General features: G+C 35.0%; 16 protein-coding genes, 2 tRNA genes and 1 pseudogene. 4 read left to right on the top strand and 15 right to left on the bottom strand.

Annotation, left to right across the window (positions count from 1 at the left end; all coding sequences use genetic code 11):
• Nucleotides 1-167: 167 nt before the first annotated feature.
• Nucleotides 168-395, bottom strand: a complete 228-nt coding sequence (locus AC23MB_RS06160) for a hypothetical protein (RefSeq protein ID WP_487786769.1) — start codon at nucleotides 393-395, stop codon at nucleotides 168-170.
• 56 nt (nucleotides 396-451) lie between these two features.
• Nucleotides 452-524, bottom strand: a tRNA-Met gene (locus AC23MB_RS06155).
• 227 nt (nucleotides 525-751) lie between these two features.
• Here AC23MB_RS06155 and AC23MB_RS06150 point away from each other — a divergent pair.
• Nucleotides 752-1,699, top strand: coding sequence for a hypothetical protein (locus AC23MB_RS06150; RefSeq protein WP_313028661.1), 948 nt, complete (start codon nucleotides 752-754; stop codon nucleotides 1,697-1,699).
• A gap of 280 nt (nucleotides 1,700-1,979) precedes the next feature.
• On the opposite strand, the gene AC23MB_RS06145 is transcribed toward AC23MB_RS06150, so the two are convergent.
• From AC23MB_RS06145 to AC23MB_RS06135, 3 genes are all read right to left on the bottom strand, one after another.
• A tRNA-Met gene (locus tag AC23MB_RS06145) sits at nucleotides 1,980-2,052 on the bottom strand.
• Between the two features lie 192 nt (nucleotides 2,053-2,244).
• Nucleotides 2,245-3,396 (bottom strand): efflux RND transporter periplasmic adaptor subunit, encoded by a 1,152-nt coding sequence (locus AC23MB_RS06140; protein WP_487786768.1) that lies wholly within the window; start codon nucleotides 3,394-3,396, stop codon nucleotides 2,245-2,247.
• A 4-nt stretch (nucleotides 3,397-3,400) separates the two neighbouring features.
• Nucleotides 3,401-7,735: a CusA/CzcA family heavy metal efflux RND transporter gene (locus AC23MB_RS06135; RefSeq protein ID WP_487786767.1), complete on the bottom strand. Its 4,335-nt coding sequence runs from the start codon at nucleotides 7,733-7,735 to the stop codon at nucleotides 3,401-3,403.
• 730 nt (nucleotides 7,736-8,465) lie between these two features.
• Between AC23MB_RS06135 and AC23MB_RS06130 the strand changes: the two genes are divergently transcribed.
• The 3 genes from AC23MB_RS06130 to prmC all read left to right on the top strand — a co-directional run bounded on the left by AC23MB_RS06130 (nucleotide 8,466) and on the right by prmC (nucleotide 10,950).
• A complete protein-coding gene (locus AC23MB_RS06130; protein WP_374329502.1) occupies nucleotides 8,466-9,077 on the top strand; it encodes an L-threonylcarbamoyladenylate synthase in 612 nt (203 codons plus the stop codon).
• Nucleotides 9,078-9,294: 217 nt separating this feature from the next.
• On the top strand, nucleotides 9,295-10,056 hold the full coding sequence (yaaA, locus tag AC23MB_RS06125) for a peroxide stress protein YaaA (RefSeq protein ID WP_313028654.1): 762 nt from the start codon (nucleotides 9,295-9,297) through the stop codon (nucleotides 10,054-10,056).
• Between the two features lie 39 nt (nucleotides 10,057-10,095).
• Nucleotides 10,096-10,950, top strand: a complete 855-nt coding sequence (gene prmC / locus AC23MB_RS06120) for a peptide chain release factor N(5)-glutamine methyltransferase (protein ID WP_487786766.1) — start codon at nucleotides 10,096-10,098, stop codon at nucleotides 10,948-10,950.
• A gap of 33 nt (nucleotides 10,951-10,983) precedes the next feature.
• Here prmC and AC23MB_RS06115 read toward each other — a convergent pair whose 3' ends face one another.
• The 10 genes and pseudogenes from AC23MB_RS06115 to queA all read right to left on the bottom strand — a co-directional run bounded on the left by AC23MB_RS06115 (nucleotide 10,984) and on the right by queA (nucleotide 20,466).
• Nucleotides 10,984-11,139: a (4Fe-4S)-binding protein gene (locus AC23MB_RS06115; RefSeq protein WP_312324819.1), complete on the bottom strand. Its 156-nt coding sequence runs from the start codon at nucleotides 11,137-11,139 to the stop codon at nucleotides 10,984-10,986.
• Nucleotides 11,140-11,229: 90 nt separating this feature from the next.
• Complete coding sequence (locus AC23MB_RS06110; RefSeq protein WP_487786765.1) at nucleotides 11,230-11,886, bottom strand: rhomboid family intramembrane serine protease; 657 nt, start codon at nucleotides 11,884-11,886, stop codon at nucleotides 11,230-11,232.
• Nucleotides 11,886-14,501, bottom strand: coding sequence for a DNA gyrase/topoisomerase IV subunit A (locus tag AC23MB_RS06105; protein WP_487786764.1), 2,616 nt, complete (start codon nucleotides 14,499-14,501; stop codon nucleotides 11,886-11,888). The genes AC23MB_RS06110 and AC23MB_RS06105 overlap by 1 nt, the downstream gene beginning before the upstream one ends.
• Nucleotides 14,501-14,995, bottom strand: coding sequence for a hypothetical protein (locus AC23MB_RS06100; protein ID WP_487786763.1), 495 nt, complete (start codon nucleotides 14,993-14,995; stop codon nucleotides 14,501-14,503). The genes AC23MB_RS06105 and AC23MB_RS06100 overlap by 1 nt, the downstream gene beginning before the upstream one ends.
• 23 nt (nucleotides 14,996-15,018) lie before the next feature.
• Complete coding sequence (locus tag AC23MB_RS06095) at nucleotides 15,019-16,878, bottom strand: DNA topoisomerase IV subunit B (RefSeq protein ID WP_374329506.1); 1,860 nt, start codon at nucleotides 16,876-16,878, stop codon at nucleotides 15,019-15,021.
• A gap of 104 nt (nucleotides 16,879-16,982) precedes the next feature.
• Nucleotides 16,983-17,630: a phospholipase D-like domain-containing protein gene (locus tag AC23MB_RS06090; RefSeq protein WP_312324675.1), complete on the bottom strand. Its 648-nt coding sequence runs from the start codon at nucleotides 17,628-17,630 to the stop codon at nucleotides 16,983-16,985.
• Between the two features lie 99 nt (nucleotides 17,631-17,729).
• Nucleotides 17,730-18,149: a hypothetical protein gene (locus AC23MB_RS06085; protein WP_487786762.1), complete on the bottom strand. Its 420-nt coding sequence runs from the start codon at nucleotides 18,147-18,149 to the stop codon at nucleotides 17,730-17,732.
• A gap of 48 nt (nucleotides 18,150-18,197) precedes the next feature.
• Nucleotides 18,198-18,302 (bottom strand): annotated as a pseudogene (locus tag AC23MB_RS06080) (PLDc N-terminal domain-containing protein); the annotation flags it as partial.
• Between the two features lie 167 nt (nucleotides 18,303-18,469).
• Nucleotides 18,470-19,336 (bottom strand): hypothetical protein, encoded by an 867-nt coding sequence (locus AC23MB_RS06075; RefSeq protein WP_487786761.1) that lies wholly within the window; start codon nucleotides 19,334-19,336, stop codon nucleotides 18,470-18,472.
• A gap of 80 nt (nucleotides 19,337-19,416) precedes the next feature.
• Nucleotides 19,417-20,466: a tRNA preQ1(34) S-adenosylmethionine ribosyltransferase-isomerase QueA gene (gene queA, locus AC23MB_RS06070; RefSeq protein WP_079665831.1), complete on the bottom strand. Its 1,050-nt coding sequence runs from the start codon at nucleotides 20,464-20,466 to the stop codon at nucleotides 19,417-19,419.
• Between the last annotated feature and the right edge of the window lie 58 nt (nucleotides 20,467-20,524).

The raw sequence follows: 20,524 nt of genomic DNA, 5'->3' as shown, positions 1-20,524 counted from the left end.
CTAATTTTTAATTCGTACAACTATTTTTATAGTTAAAGCATGTTAAAATTTACAACTAACTAAAAATCAATTATTTAAAATTAAAACTAGAACTTAACCAACCAATAAGACACTAATAATAACCACTGAATAGCAATAAGAATCCAGGTTGGCTTAAGAGAAGCGTCTTAAAAATCTTCGATTACACCAAGAATTTTGTACGATATTAACATTTTACGCGTCAAAGTTTTGTCTTGAAAATCCACATCATCGAAACTAATTTTCTTAATTCCAAAAGCGAAAATACGTTTCATCCTCTTATTCTCTGGCTCTTGTTTTAATTGGTTGAGCATTTTCAACTTCCACAGGGCGTAGTCAGCACCTTTGCTCATGAAGATGTTGTCGGGCAAAACCATATTTAGAATTTTATCAATAACAAAAAAAGGAGACTCTTCTTGAATCTCCTTTGTAGTAGCGGGAACCGGACTCGAACCGATGACCTTCGGGTTATGAGCCCGACGAGCTACCTACTGCTCCATCCCGCGATATTGGACTGCAAATATACAACAATATTTTAATACTGCAACTAAAATAGATGAAAATATTATTTTCAATATTAATTGAATTTAAACCATTGAAAATGAACTCTAAATTAGAATATAAAAAAAAGTAATTTTTACTGTTTAGTTTTAAGTCTTTTTTAAAAATTTCAATTACAACCGCAAATAAATTCTGTTTTTTTTTATCTTTTTTTATCTAAGATATCAAATAGATGAGCTTAAAAATTTTTCTTATACTTTTTTTCTCAGCTATATTTTTTAGTTGTGATAGCAAAGACAAAAAATCAGTTCCAACCACAGATTATCCAATCGTAAACAACGAACAACCAGCGAACATTAATAATTATAATGACGATATTAAAAAGATTTTAGAAATACCAACTAATAGGTATTCGCAGAATTTAGATGGCTACAATTTTAACCTTCCATTTAATTTTAGGATCAACGAATTGTCCACAGAAAATAGTCCAAATCATTCTTTCAAAATGCGTGGGAAAGTGAAACCTGATTTTGAAATTGACAGTCAATCCGAGGGTTTTAGACGATTCCAAGTTTATAATTTCATAAACATAATACCCTTTTCGTCTGACCAGGGTGAGTTTAATATCTTCAAGAAAACAAATTCTTCTGTCGTTAAAATTGAAGATTTAATTAAACCTGCTGACAAAGTATTTTACAAAGACGACAACAGCGCAATCTTTAAAATTGATGGTAAATACAAGGCAATATATTTTGATTATTTAGCGGATAAGAAAGAATACATCTTATTTTCTAGCAACTCTCCTTTTTGGAATATCCAGCCAGAATTAAATCCGGAATTAGAGATTAACCAATTGGCTTATCATTTAAGAATGGCAAAACATATCCTAAAGCCTATAACCACTCAAAAAGAAAGTTGGTCGATGTACAAATCTCAACTATCACTTTTAGAAAATAGCTTTTTTGAAAAATTGAATTCTGAAGTGTTGGCTGCTTTCAAATCTGATCCCAACGAAAAAGTTTTCTCTCCTGCCGATAAAGGAAACATCAAATATTATAGCGTCTTCAAATCAAATCCTGAAATTAATGAGGTTTGGAAAAAACTTAGTTCCGTCACCATAAACACAAATCTTAAGATCAACGAAAAGGATTTTCAATATTTGTTTGATAATGATTTCTGACTTTTTTACTCAGAAAATTGTAAACTTATTTCTAAATCCAACAAAAGTCTAATCTTCCCTAGAGGCGATCGACAGATATTATGTTTGTTTAGCAAATCAAAAAGCGGCGATTATTTTATCTTTAAAGATTTCCCAGAGCTTCAACAAATGCATTCTGATTATTATAAAAACGAAATTAACTTCTACAAAGAATTGTTCGAAAATAGTTTTTAAATTATAAAAGATTAAAGCGCTTAAAAAAAGTAAAAAGGAGAATCATTTCTGAATCTCCTTTTCGTAGTAGCGGGAACCGGACTCGAACCGATGACCTTCGGGTTATGAGCCCGACGAGCTACCTACTGCTCCATCCCGCGATATTGTGGTGCAAATATACAACTATTTTTTACAATTACAAATAAAATTTAAAATAATCTAGTATTAATCACTATTTAAATACAACATTAACTAAGAACAAAATTTTAAAAACAATTGATTTTTCTGAAAAAATTGTTTCAATTTACATTGATTATAAATTCAGGTAATTTGCACCCTTAATGACATTACATCTACTCCTCTTCCTCCATATTTTTAAGTTTCATCAAAAGCGTGTATGCATTTTTGGTTACAATTTTTTTCCCGCTAAAATCTGTGGCATTTTGTATTTTCACAAAACCATTTTCCGATTCTCCTAATTGTACTGGAGTCATTTTGTAAGTTTGTTTTTTTAATTCTACAAAAACGAAATCTTTACCTTCAAAACTAACGATACTTTCTTCAGGAATCGCATCAACAAAGGAGTTTTGAGTTTCAATTACAGCATTCATATACATTCCTGGAATTAAACTGTGGTCGTAGTTTTCGAAATGACAATGCACTTCTGCAATACCGTTAGCGCCAACATCTTTACTGGTAAGCAGAATTTCGCCATAGTATTTTTTATTGGGTTCGCTATTGGTAAAAGCAATAAAACGTTGACCAGTTTTTAGAAGTTGCAAATCCTTTTCGTACACCTTTAAATTTAGATGAATATCATTAGGGTTAATCAACTCGAAAAGTATGTCCGATGGCGTTACATATTTACCAATATTAACGTTCACTTTGCTTACATAACCGTTGATACTGCTGTACACAGGAATACTACGTTTAATATTCGAAGAAGTTACAGAAGATGGATTAATATTAATAATCTGAAGTTGTTGTGCTAAAGCATTCATAGCGATTTGTTGATTGCTTACCTCAGATTGTGCTTGCTGTGTTACCTTATCACTACTTGCTTGGCTTTGGTTCAAGGTTTTTTGGCGTTTATAATCCAAATCTGCAAAATGAAGTTTAGATTTTGCCAATAAATAATCTTGTTGAAGTTGTACAAATTGGGGGTTTTCTATAATGGCAATCACCTGACCTTTTTTCACTTGCATACCAGGTAACAGAGACGTGCTACGAAGATAACCGCCCATTGGCGTACTTACAGAAACTAAATTTTGTGGTGGCACATCCACTTTTCCGTTGAGTTTTAAAGTAGTCGAAATACTTTGCTCGCTCAAAATTGCGGTTTCTATTGGGGCATTTTTTAATTGCGCATCGGTTAGGTGGACGATGGTTTCGTCTGTCTTAATTGTAGGTTTTGGGTTAGCTTCTTCGTTTTTGTTACATTGAAAAAATAAGAATAAAGCTATAAAAGCTACAGAAATTTTATAATATTTAAAATAGGTATTCATGAGATTAATTAAGGCTTAAATAGTTCAACAAAATGGCACTTTCATTCAGTTTCCAAACAGCATCAGTATAATTACTTTTCAAAGCAATTGCTTGGTTAACGAGCATTACAAATTCTAGATAATTAATCTCTCCATTTAGAAATTGCTTCTTCGAAGTTTCCGTGATAATATCAGCGTTTTTTAGCTCTGTAGATTGGTATTGTTGAACGATTTTAAGATTAGACTGATACAAGTTGTAGGCTTTTTCTTGTTTGTTTTTTAAATTAAATTCAGCATTCTGAACATCGTTCACCGCAATATTTTGTGCCAATTTAGAAGCATCAATTCTTGCTTTTTGAGCAGATGAAAAAATTGGTAAAGTTATCCCTAACTGCACCGAATGGAATTGAGGAGTTCCTGTGTACAACTTGTCATCTGGACCAAGGCCTTTGAAACTATTTAAATTATAACCGAAAGATAAGCCTGGCAACAACTTTGACTTTTCAACTTCGGTTTGATTTTCAGCCACTATAACTTGCTGCTTAAGAATCGCTAACATGGGATTTTCTGTATCCTGATTACTGTTGATGTAGAAAGCTTCATCTTGTGCATTCCAATTTTGTGAAGAATTAAGAAGATATTGTAACTGCAATTCGCTTTGTCGAATTTCTTCCTGTACTTGTTTTAGTTGAATATCAATTGCTGCCTTTTGATTATCAGCCGTTGTTTTTTCCAAAAGATTACTTTCGCCAACTTTCAATCTCAATTTTGCCTTATCCGAAAACTCCGAATACAATTCATACGCTTCGCGCAATAACTTTTCTTTCTCCTTCCAATAAAGTTGGTTGTAAAATACCAAACTCACTGCTTTTTTAATTTCGAAAACATTTACAGCGACATTTAATTCTGATTTTTTCCATTCTTCGGTCAAAAGATTTCTTTGTTTTTTATAAACACCAGGAAAAGCAAAACCTTGAGACAAACCCAATTTAACATCCTTATAAGCAGAATTTATCTGTCCATAATCGGCAGAAACAGAAGTTTGAGGAACATCCGAAGCCGACTTTATCAAAGCTTTGGAATACTCTGATTTTAATTTTTCATTTTTTAAAATTCGATTGTGCTGCTCTGCCATTTGGATCGCCGATTTCAAATCGATTGTTTGTTGGGCTTGTAAAAGATTAAACCCAGACATCCCCAATAAAATAAGGATTGGAAGACTATGTTTTGAGATTTTATTGTTCATTTTAAAACCTTTTTCGAAATTAATAAATAAGAGAGGAAGTACGAATAATGTAAGGAAAGTTGCGATTACCAAACCGCCAATAACTACTGTTGCTAAAGGTCTTTGTACTTCGGCACCTGCTCCGTTACTCAATGCCATTGGGATAAAACCAAGCGATGCCACAAAAGCCGTCATCAACACTGGGCGTAATCGCGCTTCGCCACCATTTACGACTATTCTCACAAGATTTTTGATACCAGCCTTGCGGAGCCTGTTGAATTCTGAAATCAAAACTATACCGTTAAGTACTGCAACACCAAAAAGTGCGATAAAACCGACACCTGCACTGATGCTAAACGGCATCCCCCGAAGCGCTAAAAAGAAAACACCACCAATAATAGACAACGGAATAGCAGTATATATTAAAATACTTTCCTTAAGAGAGCCAAATGCTAAAAAGAGTAATAAAAATATTAAACCTAATGCAGCTGGAACTGCAATCATTAAACGATTTTTTGCATGGTTCAAATTTTCAAAAGAACCTCCATAGGTAATAGAGTAACCTGGTTGCAACTTTACATTTTTATTTACTTTCTGCTGCAATTCTTCTACAATGCTTTGTACATCTCGGTCCTTGATATTAAAACCAACAACTATTCTACGTTGCGTATTTTCACGCTGAATTTGGTTAGGACCTTGCACAATGTCAACTTGCGCCAATTGTGACAAGGGTATTTGGTTACCAGACGGCGTTGGCACCAAAAGATTGCGAATGTCATTAATGTTTTTTCGACTCGTATCTTTCAAACGAACCACCATATCAAAGCGTTTTTCTCCCTCGAAAACCATACCTGCGCTTTGTCCTGCAAATGCCGCATTTACAATTCTATTAACATCAGAAATCGATAATTTATATTGTGCCATCAAAGGTCGATTGTAATTGATGACCACTTGTGGAAGGCCAGAAATAGGTTCAATATATAGATTTTGAGTACCATCAATTCCTTCAATTATTTTTCCTAATTCTTGTGCTTTTTTAGAAAGTTCATCAAGATCGTGCCCAAAAACTTTCACCACTACATCTTGGCGCGCACCCGTCATCAATTCATTAAATCGCATTTGCACAGGAAACTGAAATCCGACGGTTATCCCAGGAACGTCTTGTAGAGCTTTTGACATTTTCTCGGACAATTCGGGGAAGGTCTTGGCGGAAGTCCATTCTTTTTTATTTTTTAGAATCACCATCATATCTGCAGCATCCATTGGCATTGGATCGGTTGGAACTTCTCCACTTCCGATTTTGGTAACTACTTTTTCTACCTCAGGAAATTGAGATTTTAAAATATGAGCGGCTTTTTGAGTGCTTTCTAAAGTTGTTTTGAGATTAGATCCAGATAATACTCTTGTTTCTACAGCGAAATCGCCTTCTTCCAAAGATGGGATAAACTCACCACCAAGTTGACTCAATATCGCAATAGCTGTTATAAATAATGCCATAACGATAGCAAAAATTGTTTTTGGAATTCGGATAACTTTTAGAAGCATTTTAAGGTACCAAGCCTCTACTTTCTTCATCATTCTATCGGAAAAACTTGGTTTTAAACTTCGTTTTTTTAACAAAATAGAACTCATCATCGGGATGTAAGTCAAGGATAAAATAAATGCGCCTAACAAAGCAAAAGCAACCGTTTGTGCCATTGGTTTGAACATTTTTCCTTCGATACCTTGCAAAGTGAGAATCGGTAGGTAAACAATTAAAATAATTATTTGTCCGAAAACCGCACTGTTCATCATCCTTCCCGCTGAAGAGATGACGATAGGATCCATTTCTTTAGTTTTAATTTTTTGAATGTTATTAAACTTTGTATGATGCGCAAAATAATGCAAAATTGCTTCAACAATAATCACAGCACCATCAATGATTAAGCCAAAATCCAAGGCGCCGAGACTCATCAAATTTCCACTAACACCAAAGAGATTCATCATACAAATTGCAAATAACATAGACAACGGAATGACCGATGCTACCAAAAGCCCCGCCCGGAAATTTCCCAAGAAAATCACCAATACAAAAACTACAATTAAAGCACCTTCTAACAAGTTGGTTTCTACAGTAGTAATAGCATTATTCACCATTTTGGTTCTATCCAGGAAAGCTTCTATTTGTACGCCTTCAGGCAAGTTTTTTTGGATGTCTTCAACTTTTGTTTTAACATCTTTAATCACTTCACTACTATTGGCGCCTTTTAGCATCATCACGATACCACCTGCCACTTCACCATCATCGTTATAAGTTAAAGCGCCATAACGTGTGGCAAAACCCATTTCTACTTTTGCAACATCCCGAATAAATAAAGGTGGCGCATCTTCACTGGTTTTTATGGCAATATTTTCAATGTCTTCGGCATTGGTTACCAAACCCTCGCTACGGATGTAGAGCACAGTCGGTCCTTTTTCGATATATGATCCTCCAGTGTTCTGATTGTTGGCTTCCAAAGCATCAAAAACATCGTTAATGCTGATGCCATAAGCATTGAGTCGATCGGGTTCAACAGCTATTTCGTATTGTTTCAGTTTACCTCCGAAACTGCTGACTTCGGCAACACCTTTTACCCCTAAAAGTTGTCTTCGAACAATCCAATCCTGAATGCTTCGTAGTTCAGTAACATTGTATTTTTGCTCGTAACCTTTCTTGGGGCGAACAACATATTGGTATATTTCCCCCAAGCCCGTGGAAATAGGACCAAGCTCGGGAGTTCCGATTCCTGCAGGAATTTGTGTTCGTACTGTTTGTAGGCGTTCTGCAACTTGCTGTCGCGCCCAATATACATCAACATCATCATCGAAAACAATGGTTACTAAAGACAATCCGAAGCGTGAGAAACTCCGTATCTCTTTTAGTCCAGAAATGTTGCTATTAGCTTGTTCTATCGGGAAAGTTACCAAACGTTCGATGTCTGTTGCACCAAAAGATGGTGCAACTGTAATTACCTGTACTTGATTGTTGGTAATATCTGGGACAGCGTCAATTGGCAGTTTTGTAACTTGATAACTACCAACCAAAATAAGCCCCAATATCATAATGGAAATGATGAGTTTATTCTTTACAGAAAACTCAATAATTCTTGTAAGCATGTGGAATTTTAGTTAAGCTTAAAAAATAGCTATAATATACTTTGTGTACTTCGAAAAACTAGATAGAGAAATCCCGATCAATAATTTTGAATAAACAAAAGTCTATTACAACGGGTAAAAAATTTCAGAATTTTTGTGACTTGTTTAAATTTTAATACTAAAATTATTAAACAAGTGCTTAACTAAATTTGGGGGGGTTGCCAAATGGCATTGAAATAATCTACATCCAAGAACAAGTCATCGTACGCAACGATCTTGTCTTTAGAAAATAAATGTAAATGATGAGACTCTAAATCGAGATGTAATCTGGGTGTGATCGTAAAAACCACGACCATGTGCTCGGAATGCACGATAAATGGCAACTTCTGATCCTTGTCATAATCTGCATCTTTCACAGGGTTTTGATAGTGCATTTTTATAAACTGAAAGAAGCTTATTGTATTATTCTGTGACTTGTGTTCTATGAAATGCTCAATAAGTATCGGTACTTTGAGGAACTGATAAAGCTCCGTCGTAGAAAACAGATACAAACTAAGCATCAATATAGAAAACCATTTCTTCACGGTGCAAAATTACAATATATCTTCGTTAGAATGGTTCTAAATTTCTATTGAATAACAATTAAACAACATTTGATACATGATATTTATTTTATAATTATTCTATTTTCTAAAATAAGTCTGCAATTATAGCTTGTAATTTTTACCTCCTAATTCACTAACTTTGCCTTATGGCAAAAATTCTGAAAATCTATCCAGACAATCCGCAAGAAAACTACATCGACCAAGTCGTGAAAACCTTGCGGGACGGCGGGCTTATCATCTATCCCTCCGACACAATCTATGCGCTAGGCTGCGACATCAACAACCTAAAGGCCATGGAAAAGTTGGCAAGTCTAAAAGGTATAAAGCTAGAGAAAGCAAAGTTTTCGATTATCTGCAACGACCTTAGTCATTTGTCGGAGTTCACCAAGCCTATTGAGACGTCGACTTTCAGATTTCTAAAAAACCATTTGCCAGGGCCATTCACCTTCATTTTGGACGCCAACAAAAATCTGCCTCTAGCTTACAAAGGCGCTAAAACAGTGGGTATCAGAGTACCCGACCACAGCATTCCGCAACTAATTGTGCAGAAGCTTGGCCATCCCATTGCCTCGACATCCATCCGCGATGATGACGAAATTCTCGAATATTCTACCGATCCCGAATTGATCGCCGAAAAGTATGACAACCTCGTAGACATCGTTATTGACAGCGGTTATGGCGACAACGTGGCATCCACCATTGTGGACTTAACCTCTGGCGAACCCGAAATTATCCGTCAAGGAAAAGGCGAAATATAGAATTTCAAAATTATTTTGGGCGCACATTTCCGTCTTCGTCTCCCACTCTTTTGCTCGGCAAAGCCTCTCGCAAAAGGAGTTCCGACTACGTCGGGGCGCAATCCCGCATAGTTGAAATTGACATGGCAGATTTTAGTTTTTATTTAAAATCTTAAAACTAAAGAACATAAAATTTCAAAAGTAAAAATGCAAGCGCATTAGAAAACTTAAAAAAATTATGAAAATACTAAGCTCACCAGCCAAATTGATGAACATCGAAAATCAAACCGATCTACTGCGCTCCACAACGCCAAAATTCATCAAAGAAGCCGAAGAAATACAATCTTACCTCAAACATAAAGACCCCAAATATTTGTCCGAACTTATGGAGATTTCTTCCAAATTAGCGGACGAAAACTGGGAACGTAACCAAAACTGGAAAGCTAATCCAAAACCTAAAGAATCAGCACCAGCAATGTTTGCTTTTGTTGGAGAAGTTTACAGAGGTTTGGATGCCACAACTTTGGACAAGTCAGCCATCGATTATTTACAAAAAAACTACAGAATGTTGTCGGGACTTTATGGTTTGCTAAAACCGTCTGACCGCATTATGTTGTATCGACTAGAAATGGGACGTCCTTTTGCGTTTGACAAAAACAAAAACCTTTACGATTTTTGGACAGAGCGTGTGACAGAGCAACTTAACTCAGAGCTGGAAGCCAAAGATTTAATTCTAAACTTAGCCAGTAACGAATACGTAAAAGTTATCGATCGCAAAAAGATAAAAGCGCCAATCATCGATTTTGAATTCCGACAAATACAACCCGACGGAAAACTAAAAACGATTGTTGTGTACACCAAACATGCGAGAGGATTAATGATTCGCTTTTGTGCCGAAAGCAATGCTAAAACACTTAACGACGTTAAAGCATTCAATTATGAAAATTACTTAATCGACGAAAAACTGTCAACCGACACCAATCTTGTCTTCACAAGATAGTTTTAATTAAATCAAATAATTCATAATTCGTATATCCAATTGACCATTTCAGATCTTAAGAAACGTTTTCAAAATGAACTTTCAGAGCAATATTCAACTTCCGAAAGCATCATTCTATTTTATATTTTTGCGGAAAAAATCTTTGGATTTAAAAGATATGAAGATTATAAGTTTGAAAATCAAGAATTACTAAATGCCGATAAAGAAACATTTAACAGTATTTTAGAAGATTTAAAATCAGGAAAACCTTATCAACAGATTACTGGTGAAACAGAGTTTTATGGTAAATTATTTAAGGTTAACGAACATGTTTTAATACCACGACCTGAGACGGAAGAACTTTTAGAATTGGCTTCGCATTACATCAAAGAGTTTCAAAAAGAAAATGCCATTCAAAATCTAAAAATCCTTGACATCGGAACTGGAAGTGGCATTATTCCTATAATTTTAAAATTAAATTTCCCAGACGCGCAAGTTCATGCATTAGACGTTTCCGAAGAAGCTTTAGAAATAGCTAAGCAAAATGCGGCTTTACATGAAGTTGACATTCAAATTCATAAAAAAGATATTCTTAACGAAAGTCCAGAGGATGTTTACGACATTATCATCAGTAATCCGCCTTACATTGGCATTGAAGAGAATATCAATATCGAAGATTCGGTAAAGTCGTTTGAACCCAATTTAGCTTTATTTTCGCCAACAGAAGATGTGTTGATATTTTATAAAAGAATCGCAGAACTCGGGAAATCTCACCTCAAAGAAAAAGGATTAATCTTCCTGGAAATTAATCAAAAATATGGTCCCGAAACTTTAGAATTATACAGAGAATTTAAAGTTTCAAAACTTATAAAAGACCTCTCAGACAACGACAGAATGATCTACGTCAAAAAATAAAGCGAACCAAAATAGTTCGCTTTTCTTTGTATTTTATTTAGAATTACCTTCTACAACATAACCTAAAGCACCTGACGGACAAGCGTCAATTTGAGCAATAAGTTCTTCTTTTGTTGCGTTTTCTGGAGTTATCCAAGGTATAGCTTTGTGATCATAAACTTTTTGAAGCGTCTTAACAAACTCCCGCATGCTTGCATTTATCGGGTGTTCAAAGCACTGTAATGTCTTTGTTATTGGTTATCTTTTAGTTTCCATATTCTTTGTATTTATAGTTTAAAGTTAACCAATTTTTTTCTTTGTAAAAATTTGATAAGCTAAATAAACCAGCGGTAAAGACATTATTCCTAAATACATCGCATTTTCAAGGACTAAATCTAAATGGAAAACAATCGCATACAACAATCCGAAACCTGCACCACCCAAATGCGCCGCATGACCAAGATTATCCCATTGTTTAGGATTTAACATCATATAAACTGAATAGGCAAAATACAAGGCTCCAAATATGTAACCCGGAATCGGCAACGGAATAAACATAATACCAATACCAATATGGGGATACGCTGCAATTGCTGCAAACAAAATCCCCGAAACTCCTCCACTAGCACCAATTGCCGAATAATAACTTTGATGTTTATAAATATACAAACTGAATAAATTCCCAAGCAAAATTGATCCGAAATACACCACCAAAAATCCGATTTCTCCAAATGCTGACATCACAATCGGCGCAAAGAAATACAGCGTAAACATGTTGAAAAACAAGTGCATAAAGTCGCCATGCAAAAAACCCGCTGACAACAATCGGATATACTCTTTTCGTGATTGGACTGCACCTACATTGAATTTATACTTTTCAAAAAAAGCTTGATTTTGGAATCCGTAAATACTGATTCCGCAAGTGATGACAATTAAAGCTAATAGTAATGGTGGCATTATTCTTCGTTATTTTCAGGTTCTGAGTCTTGATCTACTTCTGGTTCATCAAAAAGGTCTCCAATGGTTCCACCTTCTTCAAACTCTGCCGAATTGACAGCATTTGCATCAAACTCCTCTTCTACTTCTGGTTCTTCAACCGGTTCAGGAATAATGATATTGATGTTTTTAACCTTGTCTTTTATAAACTGATTGCCCATCGCTTTGATGCCTTTAACAGAGATAAATTCGTCAAGGTTGATGCTTTCTGCTTCTTTTTCTTTTCCTGTTTTATCTTTAGCAAAATTAATTTCCGCAATGCAGCCATCGTTAGTCCCAACAAATTCTATAAAAGATTTCGGATGCTCAGACGGCATAAAGGTCTGTACACTTGGCGTATTTTCGAACAAGAAACGCTTGATGAAATAAATTGCTTTTTCTCCATCAAAATAGATACAAGTCACAGGTTGCTCAGGTTTCCATTTTTCTAAAATTAAATATTCATCATCAAAACGATTACTCAGATCAAACGACACCAACTTGGCTTCACCTTGCGTATTAATCGTTAAAATTTTGTCCTCACCTTTAAAACTTCCTAATAAAGTTCCGCGTCCATCAGCATTAAGACGGCGCACACTTTCATCAAACCAAATTTTTCTTGGTGCTAAAGTCGAAACCCCTTCCTCTTTTAAATCAACTTTTTTAACAGCATATTTTGTCACCAAATTTCCACGAGAATCACGACCTTTAATCGCTAACTCAGAAAAATCGACTTCAATTCTATTCTTACGGATACGTGCGTTCGGTTTTAATAATACCGAAACAACTTCAGCTTCACCATTAGGATTTGCTGAAAAATAAAGCACTTCCGAACCTCTTTTATCCGAAGCTAATTTATAATCATTCGCTCTGATAACACCTGTCACCGCAAAACGCTTCATGTAATATGGACCTTCTTTACCTTCACGATAAATCATGTTGTAAACGGTGCGCTTATCATTCTTCTTCCAAATACCAACATGCAAAATATTCTTACCAACGAAAGTTTTACTTTCAACTTTGGTGACTTGCATACCGCCATCTTTTCGGAAAGTGATAATATCGTCAATATCCGAACAATCGAAAACATATTCGTCTTTTTTAAGTGAAGTCCCGATGAAACCTTCTTCCCTATTCACATAGAATTTCTCGTTGGCTACAGCAACTTTCGTCGCATCAATTGTATCAAAAACTCTAAGTTCTGTACGACGTTCTTTGTTCTTCCCAAATTTCTTTTGGATGTTTAAAAAATAGTCAATCGCATAGGACACCAAATTTGCAAGATGATGTTTAACTTGTTCAATTTTACCTTCTAAGGCTGCAATATTTTCCAAAGCTTTATCTTGGTCATAACGCGAAATTCTCATAAATGGCAACTCGGTCAATCGAATAATATCCTCGGTTGTCACCGCTCGCATCAAATGTTTAGTAAAAGGCTTTAAAGCTTTATCAATTGCTGCATAAACTTCTTCTTTGGAAGTTCGGTTTTTAATTTCTTGGTAAATTTCGTTTTCGATGAAGATCTTCTCAAGTGATGCGAAATGCCACTTCTCCTCCAATTCGCCCAACTCAATCTCAAGTTCGAGTTTTAAAAGAGAAACTGTATGATCAGTATTTCTTCGGAGAATTTCTGAAACCGACAAAAACATCGGCTTATCACCAACAATAACGCAAGCATTCGGCGAAATTGCCACTTCACAATCCGTGAAAGCATACAACGCATCAATCATCTTATCCGGCGAAACATCATTCGTCAAATGAATGATAATCTCCACCTTGTCAGATGTATTGTCTTCAATTTTTTTAATTTTAATCTTACCTCTTTCATTAGCTTTGATGATGCTATCAATAAGGTCTCCAGTATTTTTAGAAAAAGGAAGTTCTGTTATGCAAAGCGTATTTTTATCTTTTTGGATAATTCTTGCTCTAGCACGAAGTTTTCCGCCCCGATGTCCATCATTATAATTGCTAACATCGAGCATTCCGCCCGTTAAAAAGTCTGGAAAAATATCGAACTTTTTACCTTTAAGATGAGCTATAGATGCATTGATTAACTCATTAAAATTATGAGGCAAAATCTTTGTCGAAAGACCAACACCAATACCTTCCGCACCTTGTGCCAACAACATCGGGAATTTAACAGGAAGATCGACTGGCTCGTTGTTACGACCATCATAAGATTTTACCCAATCTGTTGTTTTCGGATTAAAAACAACTTCCAGCGCAAAAGGCGTCAAACGTGCTTCGATATAACGCGCAGCAGCCGCAGAATCTCCAGTAAAGATATTCCCCCAGTTACCTTGCGTATCGATCAATAACTCTTTTTGACCAATCTGCACCATTGCATCTGTAATCGACGCATCACCGTGCGGGTGGTACTTCATCGTGTTACCAACGATATTTGCAACCTTATTGTAACGACCATCTTCTAACTCTCGCATCGAGTGTAGAATACGTCTTTGTACTGGTTTGAAGCCATCAAAAACGGATGGAATCGCACGATCCAAAATTACATAAGATGCATAATCTAAAAACCAATCTTTATATAATCCCGAAACTTTTTTCAGGCTTTCTTCTTGATAATTATTCTCTTCCATTATACTGTTTCGGTAACCACTTGGTTTTCTTCTTTATTAGCCTTTAAAACCTTTCGCAATGATATTTTTAAGTCTTTAACTTCTTTATTCCTTAGATAAGAAACATCGTATTTTAAATGTAAATGATGGTTCTTTTTACTATGTATCGTTATAAGAAGTCTTTTAATAATAATCAAATTCACAACTTGAAAATTCTGTAGTTTGTACTTAGGAAATTCGTCTTTTTTTTGATCTTTAAAAAAAGGGACAATACTATAATTGTTGATCGTCAAAGTTTCGCCATCGCTATCATATTCAAAAATCTGCTTGCCTCGAGTCCAGTACAAAATCCCTATAAAAACAGGAATTACAATAAGAAGGTAACTTTCCCAGCCTAAAAAATCAATCTTATAACGCTCGACAAAAAATGCTACCATCCCCAAAATAATCCCCACAAAAAGTATAGTTTGGATAAAATTATATATCGGAGTTCTCTTTTTATTACTTAATCTCATGAAAAACAAAGCCTTTATTAAACCTATTTTTGATCAATATCATCATTTTCTACAACAAGATTATCCAATATGAATAACTGTCTTTCGGGCGTGTTTTTTCCCATATAAAACTCTAAAAGTTGCTCAATTGTTTGGTCTTTACCCAAAACAACTGGCTCCAATCGAATGTCTTTTCCTATAAAATGCTTGAACTCATCAGGCGAAATTTCTCCCAAACCTTTGAATCGTGTGATCTCAGGGTTTTTCCCAAGTTCGTTAAGCGCTCTAACACGCTCTTCTTCTGTATAACAATATCTCGTTTCCTTTTTATTTCTTACCCTAAACAATGGCGTTTGTAAAATAAAAAGATGTCCATTTTTAATAACATCTGGGAAGAATTGCAAGAAAAATGTAATCATCAACAATCGAATGTGCATACCATCGACATCGGCATCGGTTGCGATAATCACGTGATTATAACGCAAATCTTCCATACTTTCTTCGATATTAAGAGCAGCTTGTAACAAGTTGAACTCTTCGTTTTCGTATACAATTTTCTTTGTTAAACCATAAGTATTAAGTGGCTTACCTTTTAATGAAAATACCGCTTGGGTTTCTACATCACGAGATTTTGTAATCGATCCCGAAGCCGAATCTCCCTCGGTAATAAAGATCATTGTTTCAGCCTTACGAGCCGCCTTTTGATCATTGTAATGATGACGACAATCTCTCAGTTTTTTATTATGAAGCGACACTTTTTTTGCACGCTCTCTCGCTAATTTCTGGATACCAGAAAGCTCTTTTCTTTCACGTTCAGAAATTAAAATTTTTCTCTGAATAGCTTCCGCCAATTCTGGATTCTTATGTAAAAAATTATCTAATTTACTTTTTAAGAAATCAATTATAAAAGTACGAACCGTCGGTCCATTTGGTCCAACATCGTTAGAGCCAAGTTTGGTTTTAGTTTGAGATTCAAATACAGGTTCTTCAACATTAATGGAGATAGCTGCAATAATCGATTTTCTAATATCTGACGCATCAAAATTTTTATTGAAAAACTCACGAATGGTTTTAACATAAGCCTCGCGAAAAGCATTAAGGTGCGTCCCTCCTTGCGTTGTATTTTGCCCATTAACAAACGAAAAATAAGTCTCGGTCTGCGACTTGTCAGAATGCGTAATGGCAACTTCTATGTCATTATCTTGCAAATGGATAATTGGATAAAGGATTTCGCCTTCTAGCTCCTCATTCAAAAGGTCTTTCAATCCATTTTCGGAATAAAAAGTTTCACCATTGAAAAGGATTTTCAATCCTGGATTAAGATACGCATAATTGCGAAGCATTCTTTCGATATACTCTTTTCTAAATTTAAAATTTAAGAAAATATCTGCATCAGGAACGAAGGAAATTTCGGTACCGTTTCTGTCCGAAGTTTCTTTTTCTTCATGGTTTTCAGTAATAATTCCACGCGAAAACTCGGCAACTTTCATCTTCCCATCACGGAAAGATCTTACTTTAAAATATCCTGAAAGTGCATTAACCGCCTTTGTACCAACACCGTTAAGACCAACCGATTTTTTAAAAGCTTTGCTGTCGTACTTGCCGCCGGTATTCATTTTAGAAACAGCGTCAACCACCTTCCCCAACGGAATTCCACGTCCAAAATCTCGGATCGAAACCTTGCCTTCATCAACTTTGATTTCGATTCTTTTCCCAGATTTCATACGGAATTCATCGATAGAGTTATCGATAATCTCCTTCAGCAAAATATAAATCCCATCATCCGCCGATGAGCCATCTCCCAACTTCCCGATGTACATCCCAGGACGCAGTCGAATGTGCTCTTGCCAATCGAGGGTTCTGATATTGTCTTCGGAATAATTAACTGCGTTATTTTCTACCATATTATAAGCTCTCGCGCCACTTTTAGTCTTAATTTCTAAAAAATTTTGACGCTCTTTACAAAAATAAAGATTAAGTTTTAGAATTGAAAATTATTGTTAAAAAATCATAATACTGGTGAGAACAAACGTGCCAAATGTTCGAAGAAAGATTTTAGTTTTGGGCGCGCTTTCCAGTCTTTTAAAAATATCTCTTTAGACTGTTTTAAATCTTCAAAATAACTGGCAGCCAATTTTTCTGTAATAATCTTATCATACACCATGGTGTTAACTTCTAAATTGAGTTCTTGACTTCTCACATCCATGTTTGCAGTCCCAACAATTGATAAATCATCGTCAAGAACAATCGTTTTTGCATGTACAAAACCTTTTTCATAAAAATATATTTTAACCCAGGACTCTAATAATTCCTTATAATAAGAATAGGCAGCCGCATTAACAATCATCGAATCGCCCTGCGCAGGTACCAGCAATCTAACATCAACACCAGAAAGAGAAACTTGTTTGATCGCCTGCAACACCGACTCTACAGGAATAAAATATGGCGTGGTAATAAACACCCTTTTGGTTGCAGAATAAATTGCAGAAACTGTAGACATCATAATCGCTGGTTTGGTGTCTGGTCCACTCGCTGCAACTTGGATAATTTGATCCCCCTCAAAATCTGAATAATTAAACGCACCTGTTCCTTTAATATAAAGATGCGTATCGCGCCAAAACAACTTGTCAGGTTTATCATTAACATACTTTTGCAAAACATTGATACCATTTGAGAAAACCTCGCGTCCGTCAACAATAATTATCTTACTGTGATCCCGATAATTAACGCGATTAGTGAAAAGTCGGAACGTAATTTAGTTAAAAGGATAAAGCTCTACGCCTGCAGATTTTAATTCATTTTTAAGTGATTTTGATAATTTACCACTTCCAAGATCATCATAAAGCATCCTTACAACGACATTATTTTTAGCTTTTTCAATTAAAATATTACTAAGTTCTTGCCCAATGTAATCGTCTTCGAAAATGTAATATTCTAAATGGATGTGATGTTTTGCAGATTTTAAAACTTCAAAAACTTTAGGAAATTTTTCTTCACCATTGATTAATAATTCTACAGTGTTGCTATCTGTAAGCGGAGATTGCGTCGCATTGAACAAAAACGAAAAAGTCGAAAAATACTTTTGCAATTCCTTCTGGTGCGATTCCAAAACTTTATGATGAGAGCTTTTAATAAATTTTTTAATATCGTCATAAATCTTCTTATTTCGCTCCACTTTAAAATCATAAAACTTATTCTTGCGGTAATTAACACCGAAGAAAAAGTAAATTAAAATCCCAATAATGGGTAAAAAAATGATTAATAAAAGATAAGCTAAGGTTTTACTCGTACTTTTGGTATCAGTAATAATCTTTGCAGAAAGTAAGATAATACCCGCGAAATAAAGATTTCGAGAATTAATATTAAAATATGATGCAGTTCTAGAAATTCTTTTATAACCGAGATTTGAAATTAAAAGTAAAAAAATTAAGTTTAGAAATAAAAAAAAACGTCATTATCGACGGCTGTATTTTTTTTAGAAAATCAAAGAAGATTTTATTTCAGTTGTAAACGATATAGAAAAGATTTGCCTTTTTTGGCAGCTTCGTCGGTAATCAAAAGACTGTCGTTGCTCTCGAAAGTCAAACCTTCTTTTTGTGTAAAATGATCCAACTCAATCATCTGAGATTTTCCAGAAAAGAAATCATCCCCTTTGAAATCTGTAAAAATCCAAACTTTATCCGAACTCAAAATCGCAACTTTCTTTTTATCAGGACTCATCGCAGCACTTGTCACCGCGCAATGGTTGAAGTTATCGCAAGTCTTAAAACTCGAAATCTTTTTAGCAGGTAATCGTTGCCCAGGTTTGTTATCAACGCGATACAAAGATGTTGTGCCATCAAATTTTGAACTTCTATTTTTTGTAAACAAATAAAATTGATTATTGAAAATAAAAAATGACTCCGCATCGTAAATTCTATCTTTTTTCTTGGCAGGAAATTCGGTTTGCTCTGGATAATAAAATTCGACAATCCCCGAAGCCTCCGTTTGATCTTTCGTCAAATCCAAAGCACTAATTTTATAGATCGCTAGGTTTTGTCTCTTGTTATCGTTGTTTCCAAAATCACCAATGTAGATATTACCAGCGTCATCTGCTGTTAGATCTTCCCAATCATTATTTTCTACATTGTTAATTCGGATTTCTTTTTTTAGTTCTCCATTTTTAGTAAAACCAAATAAGATATTATCATTTTTTTGATCTTCTATCGTCCAAACTAAATTTGGCGACGCTGGTGTAATCTCGGCTGCAGAAGCTTCTTTAATAACTTTTGGCAAGGTCGTTAACACCTCCAACTTGCTGTCTGTTGGCGATTGACAAGAGAAAAGACCAATAGTTGCGACGCTTAATAATATTGCTTTCATAATTTTATTTTTAAAATAGCTAAAACAAAAAATGCACAGCTATTATCAACTGTGCATTTGTATCAAATATGTTACCAATCTTAGATAATCAACATGGCATCACCATAAGAATAGAATTTATACTTTTCTTTAATCGCTTCTTCATAAGCTTCCATGATAAAATCTTTATCAGCAAAAGCTGCAATCATCATAATTAAAGTTGACTTCGGTGTATGGAAGTTAGTAATCATTGCATTAGCAACGCCAAAATCATGAGGCGGATAGATAAATTTGTTAGTCCAACCATTGAAAGGTCCTATCTTACGGTTAGATGACACAGAAGTTTCGATAGCACGCATTGTTGTTGTACCAACGGCACAAATTCTTCTTTTCTCCTCTACAGCTTTGTTGATAATGTCGGCATTATGTTGATCGATAATAACTTCCTCAGATTCCATTTTATGCTTTGACAAATCTTCCACTTCGATTGGATTAAATGTTCCTAAACCAACATGCAACGTGATTTCTGCAAAGTCAACACCTTTTATCTCAAGACGTTTCATCAGATGTTTTGAGAAATGCAGACCTGCAGTGGGTGCTGCAACCGCACCTTCAACTTTGGCGTAGATTGTTTGGTAACGTTCTGCATCTTCTGGTTCAACTTCTCTTTTAATATATTTTGGAAGTGGCGTCTCTCCAAGTTCGTTCAACTTAGCACGGAATTCCTCGTAAGAACCATCGTATAAGAATCTCAACGTTCTACCTCTAGACGTCGTGTTATCGATAACTTCGGCTACCAAAGACTCATCTTCTGTAAAGAACAATTTGTTACCAATTCTTATTTTACGAGCAGGATCAACCAATACGTCCCAAACTCTAGTTTCTTTATCTAATTCTCTCAGCAAGAAAACTTCAATTTTGGCACCAGTTTTTTCTTTGTTTCCGTATAATCTTGCAGGAAAAACTTTAGTGTTGTTAAAAATGAACAAGTCATGCTCATCAAAATAATCAATAACATCTTTAAAAAGTTTGTGCTCGATCGTTCTATCTTTACGGTTAAGAACCATTAGTCTTGCTTCGTCTCTGTGTTCTGATGGATGTTCTGCCAATAACTCTTCTGGCAAGTCGAAATTAAAATCTGAAGTTTTCATTTTTTTTAAATTACGGTTTAAAAATTTGTGAATAATAGAGTTGCAAAGATACGATATT

The organism is Soonwooa sp. T0.1_25 (assembly GCF_057652215.1).
Note: the sequence above shows the minus strand (reverse complement) of the source record. Positions and strands in the feature narration are given on the sequence as shown.

Excerpts from the sequence above, each read along its gene's own strand:
- AC23MB_RS06160 (WP_487786769.1), bottom strand. The coding sequence starts at position 395 with ATGGTTTTGCCCGACAACATCTTCATGAGCAAAGGTGCTGACTACGCC.
- AC23MB_RS06150 (WP_313028661.1), top strand. The coding sequence starts at position 752 with ATGAGCTTAAAAATTTTTCTTATACTTTTTTTCTCAGCTATATTTTTT.
- AC23MB_RS06140 (WP_487786768.1), bottom strand. The coding sequence starts at position 3,396 with ATGAATACCTATTTTAAATATTATAAAATTTCTGTAGCTTTTATAGCT.
- AC23MB_RS06135 (WP_487786767.1), bottom strand. The coding sequence starts at position 7,735 with ATGCTTACAAGAATTATTGAGTTTTCTGTAAAGAATAAACTCATCATT.
- AC23MB_RS06130 (WP_374329502.1), top strand. The coding sequence starts at position 8,466 with ATGGCAAAAATTCTGAAAATCTATCCAGACAATCCGCAAGAAAACTAC.
- yaaA (WP_313028654.1), top strand. The coding sequence starts at position 9,295 with ATGAAAATACTAAGCTCACCAGCCAAATTGATGAACATCGAAAATCAA.
- AC23MB_RS06115 (WP_312324819.1), bottom strand. The coding sequence starts at position 11,139 with ATGCGGGAGTTTGTTAAGACGCTTCAAAAAGTTTATGATCACAAAGCT.
- AC23MB_RS06110 (WP_487786765.1), bottom strand. The coding sequence starts at position 11,886 with ATGCCACCATTACTATTAGCTTTAATTGTCATCACTTGCGGAATCAGT.
- AC23MB_RS06105 (WP_487786764.1), bottom strand. The coding sequence starts at position 14,501 with ATGGAAGAGAATAATTATCAAGAAGAAAGCCTGAAAAAAGTTTCGGGA.
- AC23MB_RS06100 (WP_487786763.1), bottom strand. The coding sequence starts at position 14,995 with ATGAGATTAAGTAATAAAAAGAGAACTCCGATATATAATTTTATCCAA.
- AC23MB_RS06095 (WP_374329506.1), bottom strand. The coding sequence starts at position 16,878 with ATGGTAGAAAATAACGCAGTTAATTATTCCGAAGACAATATCAGAACC.
- AC23MB_RS06075 (WP_487786761.1), bottom strand. The coding sequence starts at position 19,336 with ATGAAAGCAATATTATTAAGCGTCGCAACTATTGGTCTTTTCTCTTGT.
- queA (WP_079665831.1), bottom strand. The coding sequence starts at position 20,466 with ATGAAAACTTCAGATTTTAATTTCGACTTGCCAGAAGAGTTATTGGCA.